At 38.4% G+C, this 17164-nt stretch carries 13 protein-coding genes and 1 tRNA gene; 8 read left to right on the plus strand and 6 right to left on the minus strand.

Annotated features, from left to right (window positions below):
* The 3 genes from QZU58_RS01915 to QZU58_RS01925 are packed head-to-tail and all read left to right on the plus strand — an operon-like array spanning nt 1 to nt 1982.
* A complete protein-coding gene (locus tag QZU58_RS01915) occupies nt 1–249 on the plus strand; it encodes a hypothetical protein (protein WP_294461841.1) in 249 nt (82 codons plus the stop codon).
* 2 nt (nt 250–251) lie between these two features.
* Nucleotides 252–923 carry a hypothetical protein gene (locus tag QZU58_RS01920; protein ID WP_294461842.1) on the plus strand — a complete coding sequence of 224 codons (672 nt, stop codon included), beginning with the start codon at nt 252–254 and terminating at the stop codon, nt 921–923.
* Nucleotides 924–1982, plus strand: coding sequence for a GTP-binding protein (locus QZU58_RS01925; RefSeq protein WP_294494271.1), 1059 nt, complete (start codon nt 924–926; stop codon nt 1980–1982).
* An 80-nt stretch (nt 1983–2062) separates the two neighbouring features.
* Here the strand turns inward: QZU58_RS01925 and QZU58_RS01930 are convergent, their stop codons facing one another.
* Nucleotides 2063–3046, minus strand: a complete 984-nt coding sequence (locus tag QZU58_RS01930; protein ID WP_294494274.1) for an agmatine deiminase family protein — start codon at nt 3044–3046, stop codon at nt 2063–2065.
* A 365-nt stretch (nt 3047–3411) separates the two neighbouring features.
* Here QZU58_RS01930 and gyrB point away from each other — a divergent pair, with 365 nt between their 5' ends.
* Entirely contained in the window at nt 3412–5844 is a 2433-nt protein-coding gene (gene gyrB, locus QZU58_RS01935; protein ID WP_294494277.1) for a DNA topoisomerase (ATP-hydrolyzing) subunit B, read from the plus strand.
* Nucleotides 5845–6039: 195 nt separating this feature from the next.
* Here gyrB and QZU58_RS01940 read toward each other — a convergent pair whose 3' ends face one another.
* Nucleotides 6040–7083 carry an OmpA family protein gene (locus tag QZU58_RS01940; RefSeq protein WP_294461850.1) on the minus strand — a complete coding sequence of 348 codons (1044 nt, stop codon included), beginning with the start codon at nt 7081–7083 and terminating at the stop codon, nt 6040–6042.
* A 241-nt stretch (nt 7084–7324) separates the two neighbouring features.
* A complete protein-coding gene (locus tag QZU58_RS01945; RefSeq protein WP_294494280.1) occupies nt 7325–7948 on the minus strand; it encodes a TetR family transcriptional regulator in 624 nt (207 codons plus the stop codon).
* A gap of 298 nt (nt 7949–8246) precedes the next feature.
* Between QZU58_RS01945 and QZU58_RS01950 the strand changes: the two genes are divergently transcribed.
* From QZU58_RS01950 to hemW, 4 genes are all read left to right on the plus strand, one after another.
* Complete coding sequence (locus QZU58_RS01950) at nt 8247–9389, plus strand: efflux RND transporter periplasmic adaptor subunit (protein WP_294494282.1); 1143 nt, start codon at nt 8247–8249, stop codon at nt 9387–9389.
* Between the two features lie 12 nt (nt 9390–9401).
* Nucleotides 9402–12650 (plus strand): efflux RND transporter permease subunit, encoded by a 3249-nt coding sequence (locus QZU58_RS01955; protein ID WP_294494285.1) that lies wholly within the window; start codon nt 9402–9404, stop codon nt 12648–12650.
* 155 nt (nt 12651–12805) lie between these two features.
* Nucleotides 12806–13420 carry an RdgB/HAM1 family non-canonical purine NTP pyrophosphatase gene (gene rdgB, locus QZU58_RS01960; protein WP_294494287.1) on the plus strand — a complete coding sequence of 205 codons (615 nt, stop codon included), beginning with the start codon at nt 12806–12808 and terminating at the stop codon, nt 13418–13420.
* 6 nt (nt 13421–13426) lie between these two features.
* Nucleotides 13427–14569, plus strand: coding sequence for a radical SAM family heme chaperone HemW (gene hemW, locus QZU58_RS01965; protein ID WP_294494291.1), 1143 nt, complete (start codon nt 13427–13429; stop codon nt 14567–14569).
* A 93-nt stretch (nt 14570–14662) separates the two neighbouring features.
* Here hemW and QZU58_RS01970 read toward each other — a convergent pair.
* From QZU58_RS01970 to recF, 3 genes are all read right to left on the minus strand, one after another.
* Nucleotides 14663–14740, minus strand: a tRNA-Val gene (locus QZU58_RS01970).
* Between the two features lie 645 nt (nt 14741–15385).
* The gene (locus QZU58_RS01975; RefSeq protein ID WP_294494294.1) at nt 15386–15916 is read right to left on the minus strand and encodes a methylated-DNA--[protein]-cysteine S-methyltransferase; all 531 of its coding nucleotides are present in this window, start codon (nt 15914–15916) and stop codon (nt 15386–15388) included.
* 132 nt (nt 15917–16048) lie between these two features.
* Entirely contained in the window at nt 16049–17152 is a 1104-nt protein-coding gene (gene recF, locus QZU58_RS01980) for a DNA replication/repair protein RecF (RefSeq protein WP_294494297.1), read from the minus strand.
* Nucleotides 17153–17164: the final 12 nt, after the last annotated feature.

Consider the following 17164-nt stretch of genomic DNA (forward strand, 5'->3'; position numbering starts at 1 on the left):
ATGACGCCAAGTGATTTTGATGATGATTATTTTCAGGAAGAAGATGACGGTAATTACACCAATGAGGGTAATTTCAACGATGATGACTTTGCTGTCTGGGATCGCAACGTAATCTTTAACGAAGATGGCATTGCAGTCGATGCAGATGGAAATCCCATTGACGACGAGGATTCATACAGATACAAAGATGATGACTTTGGCGACACAGACGATTCAGACGAGTTCTTGGACGACGATCCAGAGGACTGAGCATGCAGAAATTAGCAAGAAGCCGAGGATGTTTTTCTGACAACATCCTGTCAATTGTTGCCAGCAGCAGAATCATTCCAATAATAGATGTCACGGACGGTTTCGATTATCGGAAACTACTTGCCATGTATTACGACAACGGATTCCGTACCATTGAAATACGAATGAATTCTCCTTACGTGAAACAGCTTGTTGATGTTGTTCAAAAGGATTTTCCAAATACCTATATATTTGCCGGCACATGCCTTTCGACACAGGATATAACTAAAGCCAGAGGCTTGGGACTGGACATTCTCATATCCCCGGTATTCGACCCCAAACTTATGGAATTTTGTTGCTTACACAATCAGCCATATATTCCCTGTGTCAATTCCGTGGAATCATTAAATATTGCACTGTCCATGGGATTTTCTGTGCTAAAATTTTATCCGGCAGAAAAATACGGAGGCGTGGATTTTCTGCGCAAAGTTTACAAAGATTATGATGTAAGATTCATGCCCTCTGGAGGCATCACCTTAGAAATAATCAAGGATTACATCAATGAACCAAACGTGGCCGCCTGTTGCACATCCCATATATCACCATTGAAACTTCAGGAAGAAAACAATTGGATTGATATTGAGAAGAATATAACTCGGGCAGCAAAAATTTTGTTAGAAACATCGGAAGCATAAATGAGTAACGTATTTAATCAAACTCCGCTACAGATACTCACAGGTTTTCTCGGCAGCGGAAAAACCACCTTATTGAACAAAGTTGTTAACAACCCTGAAATGAAAGGCACCGTACTCATCATTAACGAAGTCGGTGAAATTCCTATCGATAACAAACTTATCTCTGGTGATAATCCTGTTATTGTTCTGGACTCCGGATGTATCTGCTGTACAGTACAGGATGGACTAGTAAACGTACTTCACTACCTTATTGAAGAACGCGACAACAATCCTGAATTTGATTTTAACAGGGTAATTATTGAAACTACCGGTATCGCAGATCCTGCTCCTATTATTGATCTTATTTTCCACTACGAAGATATCCTAATTAACTATAACTTTGCAGGTACAATAACCGTAGTTGATGGTATCAATGCAAAGGAAGAACTGGCTCATAACTATGAATCAGTCAAACAGATCGCCATGGCTGACAAAATTATTATCAGTAAAACCGACAGACTCAGCCAGGATGAAATCGAAGCACTGAAAAACACAGTTGAAGACTTAAACCAGTCTGCAGACGTATATCTCAGCAGTCTGGACAATCCTCCAATGGACGCTTTCACCTCTTTTGATATCTTTAATACCCCAAAAGACATCAAAACCGCAATGAAATGGATAAACTCAAAAAGAAGTGATTATAAACTGGCTTCCGGCATGGCTCCGGTAAAAATGTCAGGAGTTATGAACAAGACATTGCCGATTCATTCAAATTACCAGACAATTGCCATGTCTTTTGACAAACCCCTTAACAGATTTACAGTTATTCACGCTTTTGATGCCATCAATTCACAGTTTGGTGAATCAATCATCCGTCTTAAAGGTATTTTTGACTTCAATGACGGATATCCGTTCATTATTCACGGGGTTCAGGGTGAATGCTATCCTATAACCAACCAGATAGAATGGGAAGACAAGCCATTCTCTCAGATGGTTGTTATCGTATCACCAAGAATAGCAGAACAGGTTGAACTCATGCTGAAACAGATGATAAGACCACTTGATGATTCAGAGGAATAAAATCCGTATATGAAATTCCCCCTGCTTTCAAAACGTTGACAGGGGGAAACATATTATTATTTTCAGCTCAAAAGTTGTCGCTATCTGTAGACAGGCATTACCAGTTTCTTGAAATCAAGCCCGTTTGCATACAGATCCACAGCATCCACACCATTCACATCAAACCCGAGAGCTCCCAAACTATTCTGCATATTTATCAGAATCTGATTGTCATTCTCAGGGTCAATTAATGGCACTACCACACTCTGATTTGTAATCATAAAATTGAGATAGCTTCCTGCAACGGAATATTTAAAGCCCCTATCACGATATGTGGCATATCCCGCACCTTCGTATCTGCCAAAAGGAATTGTTTTAATAATATACTCACGTCCCTCTGAATCACGTTCACCTGAAACCATCCCGAAAACATGATTTAGCAGCTTATAAAAAGGATTTTTCTCCTCGTGAGGAACATTGTTAAGCACCACGATTCCGGGGCCGACAAAACGTAATAAATCTGTAACTGACTGAACATGTATATCCGGAAAATCTGTGTCCCTTATCAGCATAATCCTATGAACACGACCAAATTTTTCGAACATATTCCTCAAAGATTCTAATGTGAAACCGCATAAATTCAGGTTAGATTGGAGAACAACAAAAGTACCTTCGCCATCTGTTTCGAAATCGAGATGTGACAAAAGCTTTTTCTCTGAAAAGTTTAAACAGTGATAATTATTAAAACCGTTTAAAACAGACGTAGCCTTACAGGAAATATCCGCTCCCGTAACCACTTTTGAAGCCCCGTCCTCGTATACAAAATGAACATGAAGATCATCTGCATAGACCCCGTCACAGTCAATTTTATACATGGTTATGTGTTTGGGAATTATAAAACGAGCCCTTTCATACTCATTTTCTGATACGGCCACAAATACCGGGGTGTGCATGGAAACAGCTGCAACAAACCTTGCAAAAGATTTCTGAAGTGGAACTGCTTCGTCATGATAATTACATAAACTGCTAGGCCACAGTGCCCATACTGCCCTGTGGGCATCAAATACCGAATGAATATGGTTCATGAACACATGTCTCCTAAGATTATGAATTAATGTAAAAAACGTAAGTAATTTCATTTAAGCATACAATCACCTTTATGTAAACTGTGCACTTAAATTCAATATGGTATCCATAATTGCACTGCTACCTGTAGTCACAATGTATTAAACAAATCGAAATTATCAACATAATCAGAGTTATTCCTCCTCTCGGTACAAGTAATTTTCGTTTTTGTGCATACTCACATTTTGTTGTCCGTTCAGAATAAAGCACGCATTACAGCAATTTAAAAAATAGCTGTATTGTGCTATAATTCATCTGATTTTTCATGTTTAAACATCACCGCTGTAATGAGCTTTACGGCGGCTCAAAGAGTAAAGACAAAACTATGAGCGAACAAGATAAAGAATATAATGGGGATTCAATCAAAGTATTAAAAGGATTGGATCCTGTTCGCAAACGACCAGGTATGTATATTGGTGATACAGACGATGGTTCAGGTTTGCACCATATGGTCTTCGAAGTTGTGGATAATGCTATTGACGAAGCATTGGCGGGCTTCTGTAAAAACATCAACGTTGTCATTCATGCCGATGGTTCTGTTTCCGTAGAAGATGATGGCCGTGGTATACCTGTAGACATTCACCCTGAAGAAGGTGTTTCTTCAGCGGAAGTTGTAATGACAATTCTTCATGCCGGCGGTAAATTTGACCAGAACTCATACAAAGTTTCTGGTGGTCTTCATGGTGTAGGTGTTTCAGTTGTAAACGCTTTGTCTGACAAATTACAGCTCACAATTAAAAGACAGGGACATATTTGGCAGCAGACCTACGTTGACGGAGGACATCCAACAGCTCCTCTGAAAGCCATAGGCGATACAAGTGAGACTGGTACAAAAATTCATTTCTGGCCAAGCCCTTCAATTTTTGCCATTACAGAGTTTGACTACACAAAGTTACAGACCAGACTGAGAGAGTTATCGTTCCTAAACTCCGGTGTAAGAATAAACCTTACAGACGAACGTGTCGAAAACAAGCACGATGAATTCCATTATCAGGGCGGAATTCAGTCCTTCATCGAATACCTTAACCACGGTAAGAACAAACTTACAGAAAAGCTGTTCTACTGTGCTAAATTCGATCAAAAGGAAGGAATTAATGTTGAAGTGGCAGTTCAGTATACTGATGCCTATGCGGACAATACTTTCTGCTTCACCAATAATATTCCACAGAAAGATGGCGGTACACATCGTGACGGCTTCAGAAGAGGTCTTGTTTCCGCAGTAAAAGAGTATATTAAAGAATGTAGCTTCATTCCTAAAAAGGATAAGGATAACATCGATATTCTTCACAGTGACGCTGTTGACGGCATCACTGCTATAGTTTCTGTAAAGGTTCCTGATCCTAAGTTCTCTTCTCAGACAAAGGACAAACTGGTTTCGTCTGAAGTTTCATCATGTGTCAGCTCTATAGTTAGTGAAAAATTTTTGGAATTTTTAAATGAAAATCCAACTGAAGCTAAACTGATTATAGAAAGAATTCTTTCAACTTCAGAGTACAGAAAAGAAGCAAAGAAGATCAGAGAACGTTTCAATAAAAAGGACGCTATTTCTAACCTTCCGGGCAAGCTTGTTAACTGTTCAAGCAAGAAACCGGAAGAATGTGAACTTTACATAGTGGAAGGTGACTCCGCTGGCGGTAGTGCAAAATCAGGCAGAAAACCTGAATATCAGGCAATTCTCCCGTTACGCGGTAAGATTCTGAATGTTGAAAAAACCAGATTCGACAAGATCATCAGTTCTGAAACCATCGGAACCCTGATTAATGCTCTTGGATGCGGTATCAGGGATGCATACAATCCTGATAATCTGAGATATCACAACATCGTAATCATGACCGATGCGGATGTGGATGGTGCACACATCAGAATTCTGTTGCTGACATTTTTCTACAGACAGTTACCTGATCTGATTGAAAGAGGTTACGTATACATTGCTCAGCCTCCGCTCTACAAATACAGTAAATCTGAGAAGAATTTCAGGTACATAACTGACGAAGTTGAAAAGAACGAGTATGAAACATCATTGGCACTTAATGATGCTCAGCTTTTTGTTAATCCTGATGCGCCTCCGATTTTCGGTCAGCCTTTAGAATCCATTTTCCTGCAGTATGTTAACCTGTTCCCTCTTTACAGACGTATTGACAGAAGAATTCCTGAGATGCTTACCAGCGAACTGGTCTTCATAGATCCGTTAACTGAAGATTCCATGAAGGATGTATCTAAATTCGAATCATGGAAAAATGCGTTCGAAGCAAGACTGAAGAAGAAAGAAGTTCCGGGCCTTGTTTTCTCTGTTCATACAAAGTTTAGAGAAGATAAAGAATCTTATTACCCTGAAGTCAGTGTTCTTCATTACGGGGTTACTAAGAACTATTCTTTGCCTTACGAATTCTTTGTAAGTCAGGACTATGCGAAGATTGCTAAGGTATCCAAGCTTATTAATGGCTTACTCGAAGAGAATGCATACGTAAGATGTGGAACCAAAACCCAGAATGTAACTGATTTTGGTCAAGTTCATGATTTCCTGCTTAAGGAAGGTTTAAGCGGAATCAAGATCATGCGCTTCAAGGGTTTAGGTGAGATGAATCCTGAAGAACTTTTTGATACTACAATGAATCCTGATCATCGTGTATTCTTAAAAGTAACTTTAAATGATGCCATCGAAGCTAACGAAGCCTTTACCAAATTAATGGGCGAAGAAGTGGCTCCTCGTAAGGAATTTATCTCAGAAAATGCGCATCTAGCTGAAATTGATGCCTAGTAAATTACCTAATTAATGTGGACTAATAATCGTTCCACTATTTGTTAAACAGGCCGGTAATGAACATTTACCGGCCGTTTTCTTTTTACAATTAGAGATTCTAAAATTTAAAAAATGATATTCAAAATCAAAAAGGGAGAAGTCATAGCTTCTCCCTTCTTAAATTATTTCAAGTTAATAATTCTATTATGAATATTACTTGGTTTCGATAACCTGCTTAACGCCAGAGAACTTAACTTCTACACGACGATCTGGAGCAAGACATTCAATTAACTTCTTACGGTTCTTGATATTGTCACATTCAGTGCCGGTAACTGGTCTTGATTCACCGTAACCTTCAGCAGAGATAGCAGACTGATCAACACCGTTAGCGATGAATTCTTCAACAACGGTTTCAGCACGCTTCTTTGAAAGCTTCATGTTAGCAGCTTCTGAACCAATACGGTCAGTGTGACCTTCTACGCGAATTGAAACATCCTTTAAGTCGTTTTCACGAATCTTCTGGGTTTCGGTAGCAATACGGTTCTTACCATTTGCAGATAAGCTTGAGCTGCCGAAATCAAATAAGGTTGCAGCATCTAAAGAAATGGTTTCGTTAATTACTACGGTTTCTGGAGCCTTTGGAGCAACTACAGGAGCAGGAGCTGGTGCAGCACCGCCAAATTTCCATTCAAGACCTAAATTTACATTCTGAAGATTTGGAGCATAGCCGAACTTAGAAGCACTATCCATGAACTTGTGAGCATATAAGTACTCAAGACGGAGAGTGAAGTCATCACCTAAACCGATGCGGGTACCAGCACCAACTAATGGAGAGGTATGGAATGCATTCTTACCGTAAGCATCATCCTTAACAGTAGCGAATAAAGCACCTAACTTAACGAAAACATCAGAATCCTTGGTAATTGGGTATGAAGGAACAATTGCTGCTTCAGCACCGTGAACGTAGTAATCACCAAGCTTCTTGCTGTCATTGTAGCCCTTGTTGGCAAACTTACCGAGATAGTCATAACCAGCTTCAATACCTAAGAAGTTGGTGAAATTATAACCGGCATACAGACCTGCATCAAAATCATTGCTGGTCTTGCGGTCAGCAGTGTCAACCCAACGAGACTGATGACCCATTACATGGCTCCAACCACCCTTCACACCGATATAACCGGTATTTTCTTCTGCCGCAAAGGCATTACCACCAATAAAAGCACCTAATACGGCCACAGCTAATAAACTTTTCTTCATAAATATCTTCCTTCGTTCTTAATATTATTTTAAGTATAAAAAAAATTTATACTATTCTATTATATTTGAATATACGAACAATCTTATTATAAAGTATGCTTAATCAAAAATCAAACATATTAAAAACAATAAAATTACAGTTTATTAATAATTCACCTTGTCCCCATATTCGGCGATTTATTAGAATCGTCGTATCCATTAATCTTAAAAAATCTAAATGATTACTGATAAAAAACTAAAATTAAAATATAAACTTTGGCAACTGCTCAATAAACATGTCTACAAGAGGCTTGTTAAAATCGACTATATCAGATTGGGCTCCGTCAACATACTGCATGATATACCCGGTTATAACCGAACAGAGAAAATTTGAGGCTTTTACAGGATCTACGTTCTCCGGAAGCTCTTTTTTCTTTATGGCATCTTTGATAAGAAGCAGGTAATTCTTGTTGAAATCACTGTTTATGTCTCTTAACATCTTTTTTATTCTTTTACTGCCGTGATTTCCCCAAAGCACATTATTAATTATCTTTATAAATAAGATGTTATCCTTACATCTAAGTGATTCATTTATTGTGTATAACCACTCTCTCAGACTCTGCAACGGAGAAAGGTTATCCCTATTAATGGCTTCGACAAGGTGAAAAAGGTTGGTATCCGCATCTATCATGTCCTTGCAGAGTTCAATGAATAAATCATCCTTGTTCTGGAAATACCAGTAAATAGCACCTCTCGTAACTCCGGCCACGTCTGCTATGTCACTAAGATTTGTTTTCTCATAGCCCTTTTCACAGAACAGTTGCTTGGCAACATCCATTATATTTTGTTTTGTTTTCAGTGCTTCTTCTCTTGTTTTCCTAACCATTTAAAAATTACTCTCTACGTAATATATGATTCTGAACCGTCATCTTTATCCATACTGACCATAAGAACAGTTTGACATATCCATATTAACATACGAATTGACTAATTATATATGTAATTGTTTGTTAATTACATTAAATTTCACTTATCCATTCAACCAATAGTATATATACATACTTATATGTATGTATAGAAAAAAAGAAAAAAAATGGCTATAATTGTAAGCGTACACTAATATTTGGAGCACTATAATGCACTATCATTCAAAAAAACTAAACAAGACAGCTTTTTTTGCATGTATGTTAACCACTTTTTCAATTACAGCATGCGATAAAGCACCAAACAATCAAGCTCACGGCTTTGCGGCTCCTGTCGATTATCAGGAAATTACCTCCAAGGACATTCCGGTAATTTCGTCTCTTATCGGCAGAGCTACAGCCGTAAGAACAGCTGAAGTAAGACCTCAGGTTTCAGGCGTTATCTTAAAAAGATTTTTTACTGAAGGTTCGGTAGTCAATCAGGGAGATCAGCTCTATCAAATAGACCCGGCCATGTACGAAGCCCAGTTAGCCAGTGCCAAAGCCTCTCTTGCACAGGCTGAAGCAAATCTATACTCATCAAAGCTTAGATATGACAGATTCAGCAAATTAATAAACACCAATGCCATCAGTAAACAGGATTACGATGATGCTCTTGCAAGCAACAAAGCAGCAGAGGCTCAGGTTCTTGCAGCAAAAGCAGCCGTCAAAACAGCAGAAATAAACCTTGCCTATACTAAAGTATACGCACCTATCACAGGGACTATAGGTCGTTCAAACGTAACTGAAGGAGCTCTGGTTACCAACAGTCAGGTAACGCCTATGGCTACAATTCAGCAGTTGGATCCTATCTATGTTGACCTTGGATTATCGGTGACGGAACACCTCAACATGAAAAAGAATATGGCTGAAGGTTTGTTCGACCCAAATAATTCAGGAAGTGAACAGGTTGAACTGTTCCTTGAAAACGGAGAAAAATTGGAACAGAAGGGATCTCTCGAATTTTCTGAGGTTACCGTCGACGAATCTACCGGTATGGTGAATGTGCGTGTAAAGGTTCCTAATCATAATCAATACATTCTCCCCGGAATGTACATCAAGGCGAACGTAAATCAGGGAATCCAGAAAGACGTTCTTCTTGTTCCTCAAGTAGCCGTTCTTCGACAGAATAATGGTACCAACATGGTATATACCATTAAGAGCGAAAATAACGTAAACACCGTTGAACAGCACAACATTGTTATTAATGGTGAGTATGAACATGACTACATAGTAGTCAGTGGCATCAAGAAGAATGACAGGGTTATTACAACCAATCTTCAGAAAATCGGTCCCGGAGCTCCGGTTACCCCTATAGACAAGAAACCACAGACTGAAAACAGTGATGTGCAGAACAAGGAATAAAGGAAATAACCAATGGCCCGTTTTTTTATTGATCGCCCCATTTTTGCATGGGTGTTGGCAATAGTAATCATGCTTGCAGGTATTTTATCTATTAATTCCCTGCCGGTATCACAATATCCAACCATTGCCCCACCAACAGTAACAATTCGCTCAAGCTATCCGGGCGCAAATGCAGAAACTGTTGAAAATACAATTACCAAAATCATAGAACAGAACATGATTGGCCTTGACGGTTACATGTACATGAGTTCATCTTCCGATGGTTACGGTTCATCTGAAATCAAAATTACATTTGAACCTGGCACCAATCCGGATATTGCTCAGGTACAGGTACAGAACAAGCTCAATCAATGTACTTCCCAGTTACCTACTGTTGTACAGCAGAACGGTATTGACGTTAAAAAAAGTACCGATGCATTTCTCATGGTTGTAGGTCTTATTTCTAAAGATCCTTCAATCCAAGTATATGACCTTGCAGACTACGCCCATTCCGTAATGAAAGAACCTCTCAGCCGTCTTGAAGGTGTAGGTGACATTACCGTATTCGGAGCTGAATATGCAATGCGCGTATGGGTATCCCCAGACAAGCTGAATAAGTACAACTTAACTATCGCTGAAGTTGAATCAGCCATAGTTCAGCAGAATGCTCAGGTTACATACGGTTCCCTCGGCAGTGCGCCAGCTGTTCCAGGACAGGTATACAGCTATACCATCAGAGGCCAGTCAAGACTTACCTCTCCAGAAGAATTCAGAAACATTATTATTCGCATGAATTCTGATGGTTCTTTTGTTAAGCTGCAGGATGTTGCCGATGTTCAACTCGGAACTTCAAACTACCAGTTTTCCGGAGAATATAACAGACAGCCTACGACTGGTATCGGTATTCGCCTCGCATCAGGTGCAAATGCAATAGGAACATCAGCCAGAGTCGTACAGGAAGTGGAAAGACTCAGACAATATATGCCTGCCGGCTATGAAGTTGTATATCCGTTCGATACCACTCCATTTATTAAGATTTCCATTAACGAAGTAGTACATACCCTGTTTGAGGCAATCATTCTTGTATTCCTGGTTATGTACGTGTTCCTGCAGAACATCAGGGCAACAATCATTCCTACCATTACGGTTCCGGTCGTACTGCTCGGTACTTTTGCCATCATGTCAGTGTTTAATTTCTCCATCAATACATTGACTATGTTTGGTGTTGTACTCGCAATCGGTCTGCTTGTAGACGACGCCATTGTGGTAGTTGAAAACGTGGAACGAATCATGCACTCCGAAGGCCTTTCACCATACAAGGCAACCCAGAAATCAATGGATCAGATCACCGGAGCTCTCGTTGGTATTGCTTTGGTCCTGTCTGCCGTGTTCATTCCTATGGCATTCTTCGGTGGTTCAACCGGTATCATTTACAGACAGTTCTCTATTACCATTGTTTCAGCAATGGCTCTGTCCGTATTTACGGCACTGACTTTGACACCGGCTCTATGTGCCACAATATTAAAAGATGAAAACACCCAACCTACTTACCGTGGTCCATTAGGTGTTCTTGCCAGAATAAAGGATACTCTTGCAGATAAACTGCGCAAAATCGCTCTGGATAAGTTTTTCGCACTGTTTAACCAAACATTTAAATTCTGTACTGATTTATATGTAAAAGTAGTGAATTATGTAATCAAATCTTTAATCCCTTACATTATTCTCTATATTGTTATCTGTGTTGCGACTTTAGCAATGTTCCTGCGCATACCAACTTCTTTCGTACCGGAAGAAGACCAGGGTGTGCTGATGGCAATGGTTCAGTTGCCTGCCGGCGCAACAATGGAAAGAACCCGTGAAGTTCTGAACCAACTTAGTGATTATTTCCTGAATGAAGAACCTGAGAACGTGGAATCAGTAATGGGCATCGCAGGTTTTTCTTTTGCAGGCAGCGGCCAGAATGCAGGCATGGCTTTCATCAAGCTGAAAGACTGGGATTTACGTAAACGTAATGACCAGCATGTTAGAGAAATTGTTCAGAGAGCATTCCCTCGCCTGATGGGAATACGTGAAGGTCTGGTGTTTGCATTTAACCTACCTGCCATACCGGAGCTCGGTACCGCAGCAGGCTTTGACATGTTCATTCAGGACCAGTCTCAACATGGTCATGAGGCATTGATGAATGTCAGAAATCAAGTTATAGCTGCAACAAATTCTCCTGAGTCAGCAAAACTGCTGACCCGCGTAAGAGCTAACGGTATGGATGACACGCCTATGCTTAAGATTGATGTTGATTACCCTAGAGCTATGTCTCAGGGACTTGCAATAAGCAGCATCAACCACACTTTGTCTGCAGCCTGGGGTTCTTCTTATATTGATGACTTTATGGACAGAAACCGTATTAAAAAGGTTTATCTGCAGTCAGAAGCATCTTCAAGAATGAGTGAAGACGATCTTAACAAGTGGTATGTCCGCAACAATGAAGGTAAACTCGTTCCATTCTCATCTTTTGCAAAATCATCATGGACCTATGGCTCACCTAGACTTGAACGTTTTAATGGTGTATCTGCCGTAGAAATTCAGGGTGAAGCTGCAAATGGTATTTCAACCGGTCAGGCAATGGATGAAATGACAAGACTTGTGGAAGAAAATGCTCCTGGGTACAGCATTGCATGGAATGGCGTTTCATTCCAGGAAAGGCAGGCAAGTTCGAACTCAGTTGCACTGTATTCCATTTCCCTGCTGTTCGTATTCCTTTGTCTTGCTGCATTATATGAAAGCTGGAGTATTCCTTTTGCCGTTATGCTGGTTGTACCTCTAGGTATCGTCGGTGCTGTCGGCGCAGCTTATCTGACTCAGTTATTCCCTTGGCTGATACCGTGGAGTAAGCCTCTTGAAAATGACGTTTACTTCCAGGTTGGTCTTTTAACCACTATTGGTCTCTCTGCCAAAAATGCAATTCTTATTGTAGAATTTGCTAAGGAATTATACGATAAGGGACATCGTTTATCTGAGTCAGTTATTGAAGCATCACGCATTCGTTTACGCCCAATATTAATGACATCATTTGCATTCATACTTGGTGTGCTGCCACTTGCCATCAGTACTGGAGCCGGTGCGGCAGGACGTAACGAAATAGGTATCTGTGTAATCGGCGGTATGCTTTCAGCAACAGTTCTTGCCGTATTCTTTGTACCTATCTTCTTTATACTTGTGATGAGATATTTCACCAAGTATAAACCCAAAAATGCTAAAACAGAGACTCTGGAAGTCCAGTCATAATATTTAATATCTCTTGCGCTAAGGGAATCACACACACTGTGATTCCCTTTTTTGTAGAAATTAGTCTTTTTTGTTCGTATACTAACCTGATACTAGTTAACCGATAAGTTGCAGAATTTTATTCTGATATAACGTTTTTTTTCAAGGAACTTAAATTGAATACTTCAGAAAAACAGATAGTGCTGGCAACCGGCAATAAAGCTAAGTGTGCAGAATTTAATAAAATGCTTCAATTTACTGATATTAAGGTTATACCTCAAAGTGAATTCAATGTTCCTTCTGCAGATGAAACAGGAACAACCTTTGTTGAAAATGCCATTATAAAGGCAAGAAATGCCGCAAAGTATTCTGGATTACCGGCTATTGCAGATGACTCCGGTATAGAGGTCGATTGTCTAAATGGCAGACCTGGTGTTTATTCATCACGTTACAGTGGCCTTAATGCAACTGACGAGGAAAATCTTAATAAACTCATTGAAGAAGTATCTGCGTATCCGGAATGTAATAGAACAGCACGTTATTGGTGTGTTCTTGTTTTTATGAAGAACGAAATGGACCCAACCCCGATAATTTGTCAAAGATCGTGGGAAGGTAAAATTATTTTAGAAAAAAGAGGAACCAATGGTTTTGGTTATGATCCATCCTTTTTAATTCCGATACTAGGACAAACTGCTGCCGAAATCTCCCCAGAGCTAAAAAACAAACTCAGTCACAGGGGACAGGCAATGAAAGATATGTTAGAAGTTCTCCTTAAAAAATATGGAGTTTAATTCTCTATGATTATTCCACCGTTAGGCCTGTATATACATATTCCATTCTGTATTCGCAAATGTCCATATTGTGATTTCTTTTCTGAAAAAATAGGTACTGACGGTGTACAGGATAATTATGTCAGTGCTTTAATAAAAGAACTCAGCATATATTCTGAAGCGTCTTCCGGAAGAAAAATAGAATCCGTATACATCGGTGGAGGTACACCGACTCTTCTTAATCCTAAACAGATTGAATCGATTATGGACGCCATAGTTCGTAATTTCTGTTTGTCCGATTCTGTAGAAATCAGTATGGAGGCTAATCCGGGAACAGTTACAGAGAACAACATCAGAGAGTATCGTCGTTTAGGTATTAACAGAATAAGTCTTGGAGTACAAAGTCTTAATAATGACAGTCTTACACGGCTATGCAGAATACACAACAGAAATGAAGCCATCATAGCTGCCGAAAATATAGCAAAATATTTTCAAAACTTTAATATTGATCTTATGCACTCTCTGCCTGGACAAAATCTTAAAGATGCTATATTGGATCTTGATGAGGTTATCAAACTAAATCCCAACCATATATCCTGGTACCAACTGACCATTGAGGAGGATACTCCTTATGCCAGAAATATACCTCCCCTACCTAAAGAGGATATCATTGATTCAATCTATCTTGAAGGCTATGACCTTCTAAAGCAACACTCCTATGTACATTACGAAGTTAGTGCATTTGCAAAAAAAGGATTTGAATGTAAACACAATCTCAATTATTGGACTTTCGGAGATTATCTAGGCGCAGGTTCAGGGGCTCACAGTAAAATCACGGAGAGTAACAGCATCCACAGACAATCACGAATCGAAAATACCTGCGAATATATCAGGAGCATGAATGAGAACAGAATTAGTAATATTTATGCTACTGATGACCACATATCAAATGAAGACCTTACCTTTGAATATTTTCTTAATCGTCTCAGATTATTTTCTCCTATTCCAATTAGAGAGTACGAAGACTTAACCGGACTCTGTTTTGAGAATATAAGGCATTTATTTGAAAAATATGAAGCAGAAGGATTAGTATCGCTTCTAGAGGATAAAATTGTCATCTCCAACAAGGGACAACTTTTTATAAACCAAATGCTTCAGGATTTTATTTAGAGAGTTCGCATTAGTACCCTTTTGTAATACAAATGCATTTTGGTATTAACAATAAAAAAAGCAACCTCACAGGTTGCCTCACACATTTGATTCTGGTGCGTCTTATTGGACTCGAACCAACGACCCCCACCATGTCAAGGTGATGCTCTAACCAAGCTGAGCTAAAGACGCACTGAATTATATTTCCTTTATATTACACTATTATTCGTAAAATTCAATAGAATTATTGCTTTTATCCCCAAAATCCAGACCACACGATACTAACTAATCAAAAAACAAACAAATGTATCAACTGTCTGTTTATGTTCCACGTGAAACAATGTCCAGACATATCAAAATAATATTATATTTATAATATAGTGATGATTAGCTCTAGACCTTTATAAAATACGTTATCACGATTTCAGGTTATTATTTTATGCAGTGATTTGAGATTATTACGATGCGACTGCATTATTGATTGTTTCACGTGAAACAACTAGTCAATGAATTTACATATTAACAAACAACCTGGGTTTCAGGTATAGAAACATAAATTTAAAAATTTACAGCCAATTGGAATTTATTATCATGGTATGACTTATACATTTACTCAAGAAAAACTGAATCCTGTCAGATTCGGTTTCCAATTTTTATTTTAATTAGGCCTGAATGTAATTCAATATCATTAGTAATTATGCTTGGTTTTTAATAATCTGGCTGATATTCACTTTTAAAATATATTTCCTTACCAACTAATCAAGAGAGTAAATTACGCATCAAATGCGTAATTACTATTCATTTTGTAAAGGTCACACCATTAACATATAACATAAATTAAGAAACATTATGTTCCACGTGAAACATTGATTCAGTCATAAAGCTTCTTCTGTAAGAATATTCTGACTCATGATTAAGTAATTGAATCTTTCTCTCTATACCACCGGCATAACCTGTCATGTCACCATTTTTTCCAATAACACGATGACACGGTATAATAACTGATATTGGGTTATGCCCTATTGCATTTGCAACAGCCCGTGGAGATTCTTTTGACATAATATTATGCTCAACTAATGAATGAGATATATCACTATATGTTGCTGTTTTTCCGAATGGAATTCTTAATAATTCATTAAGCACAGCTGCACGATATTCTGAGCATCTGAGACATATTTTCGGTGTAAAATCAGGTTGTTTACCAGAAAAATATAAATCTAGCCACCTAAAAGTATCCTTAAATACATCAACCAGCTCATGCCTGCAGTGTAAAGAAATAGTACTTCCAAAATATTTTTGAGAATTAAACCATAAACCAATTAGTGATTCACCGTCACTGGCTACTGTAATTTCACCAAGAGGAGACATATAATTATGTATGTAATCCATCGTAGTTTTGAAATTATTTCTGCAATTACTTACCAAGAAAAACAGAAGTCCCCTTCCCTACTTCATCGGTATCATACTATAAAAAGTGGACTTTGCGGCTTTGTTATCCAATTACAAAATCAGCTCAGAAATATCATTATGTTCCACGTGGAACATTTTTACTTCTTTAGAGAATTTGGATTTTACATAATCAGAATTATTCTCTAAACTGGTAATAAAAAACTGATTATCATCAGATAATTCATCAACTAGTTCAAATACCTTATCAACACTGTTTTTATCCAACTCTGCTCCGAGATCATCTATTATGTAAACACAGTTGGTCCTCATAAGTTTTTGATATACCGTTCCCTGTGCCAATTTTAATGCTATGACAAGAAGCTTCTGCTGACCTCTTGAGAGAATATCAAGCGAAGGTTTATTATTAACTTTGATAATTAAATCAGCTTTTTGAGGACCGAATAAAGAATACCCCATGGCATATTCCCTTCCTGCATGACTTAATAGCTGAGATATAAATTCCTCAGAATCCGTTTTATGTCCAGGATTTAACTCTAGAGAAATTTCTATATTGGGAAGAAATCTATGAGTTATCTCATTAATATAATTATTAAATATACTTAAATATTCTGTACGCTTCCCTGTGATTTTTTCTGATATGTTTACAAAACAATTGTTCCAATAATTGAGATAATCTGCTGAAGACTTACTTGCCAATAAGGCATTTCTTTGTTTGATAATTTTTCTAAAATCAGTACTGATATCTGAAAAATCATGAAAATGATAGAAACATCCCCAATCAACAAAACTTCGTCTTATTCCCGGCCCGGCCTCCAATAATGACAGGCCGTTAGGAACTATCGCCTGAATACATATATTGTTTGCTAAATCAGCAACGCGATTTAATGGTGAACCGTTAAAATTTACCTTTATATCCCCTCCAACTTCTCTTACTATTCCAAGTTTAGAGATTAAATCAGCTGATTCACTAAACAGTTCTGAAAATAAAGTAAATTCCTTAGCATCATAATTGATAATGGATGAATTTTTTAAGGCCCTAAATGATCTGGCCTGAGATAGATAATTAATAGCTTCCAATACAGAAGTTTTACCTGACCCGTTATCACCGTAAAAGAAATTAATCCCCTTCCCCACCGTTACGGTGGATGAGATAAAATTCCTAAAATTGATTAATTTTACTTTGTGTATGTACATATCTGGATAGTG

The sequence above is a fragment of the uncultured Ruminobacter sp. genome, assembly GCA_902764345.1.
Lineage (GTDB): Bacteria > Pseudomonadota > Gammaproteobacteria > Enterobacterales > Succinivibrionaceae > Ruminobacter.

Excerpts from the sequence above, each read along its gene's own strand:
- QZU58_RS01920 (WP_294461842.1), top strand. The coding sequence starts at position 252 with ATGCAGAAATTAGCAAGAAGCCGAGGATGTTTTTCTGACAACATCCTG.
- recF (WP_294494297.1), bottom strand. The coding sequence starts at position 17,152 with ATGTACATACACAAAGTAAAATTAATCAATTTTAGGAATTTTATCTCA.
- gyrB (WP_294494277.1), top strand. The coding sequence starts at position 3,412 with ATGAGCGAACAAGATAAAGAATATAATGGGGATTCAATCAAAGTATTA.
- QZU58_RS01930 (WP_294494274.1), bottom strand. The coding sequence starts at position 3,046 with ATGAACCATATTCATTCGGTATTTGATGCCCACAGGGCAGTATGGGCA.
- QZU58_RS01945 (WP_294494280.1), bottom strand. The coding sequence starts at position 7,948 with ATGGTTAGGAAAACAAGAGAAGAAGCACTGAAAACAAAACAAAATATA.
- QZU58_RS01925 (WP_294494271.1), top strand. The coding sequence starts at position 924 with ATGAGTAACGTATTTAATCAAACTCCGCTACAGATACTCACAGGTTTT.
- hemW (WP_294494291.1), top strand. The coding sequence starts at position 13,427 with ATGATTATTCCACCGTTAGGCCTGTATATACATATTCCATTCTGTATT.
- QZU58_RS01975 (WP_294494294.1), bottom strand. The coding sequence starts at position 15,916 with ATGTCTCCTCTTGGTGAAATTACAGTAGCCAGTGACGGTGAATCACTA.
- QZU58_RS01915 (WP_294461841.1), top strand. The coding sequence starts at position 1 with ATGACGCCAAGTGATTTTGATGATGATTATTTTCAGGAAGAAGATGAC.
- QZU58_RS01955 (WP_294494285.1), top strand. The coding sequence starts at position 9,402 with ATGGCCCGTTTTTTTATTGATCGCCCCATTTTTGCATGGGTGTTGGCA.
- QZU58_RS01950 (WP_294494282.1), top strand. The coding sequence starts at position 8,247 with ATGTTAACCACTTTTTCAATTACAGCATGCGATAAAGCACCAAACAAT.
- QZU58_RS01940 (WP_294461850.1), bottom strand. The coding sequence starts at position 7,083 with ATGAAGAAAAGTTTATTAGCTGTGGCCGTATTAGGTGCTTTTATTGGT.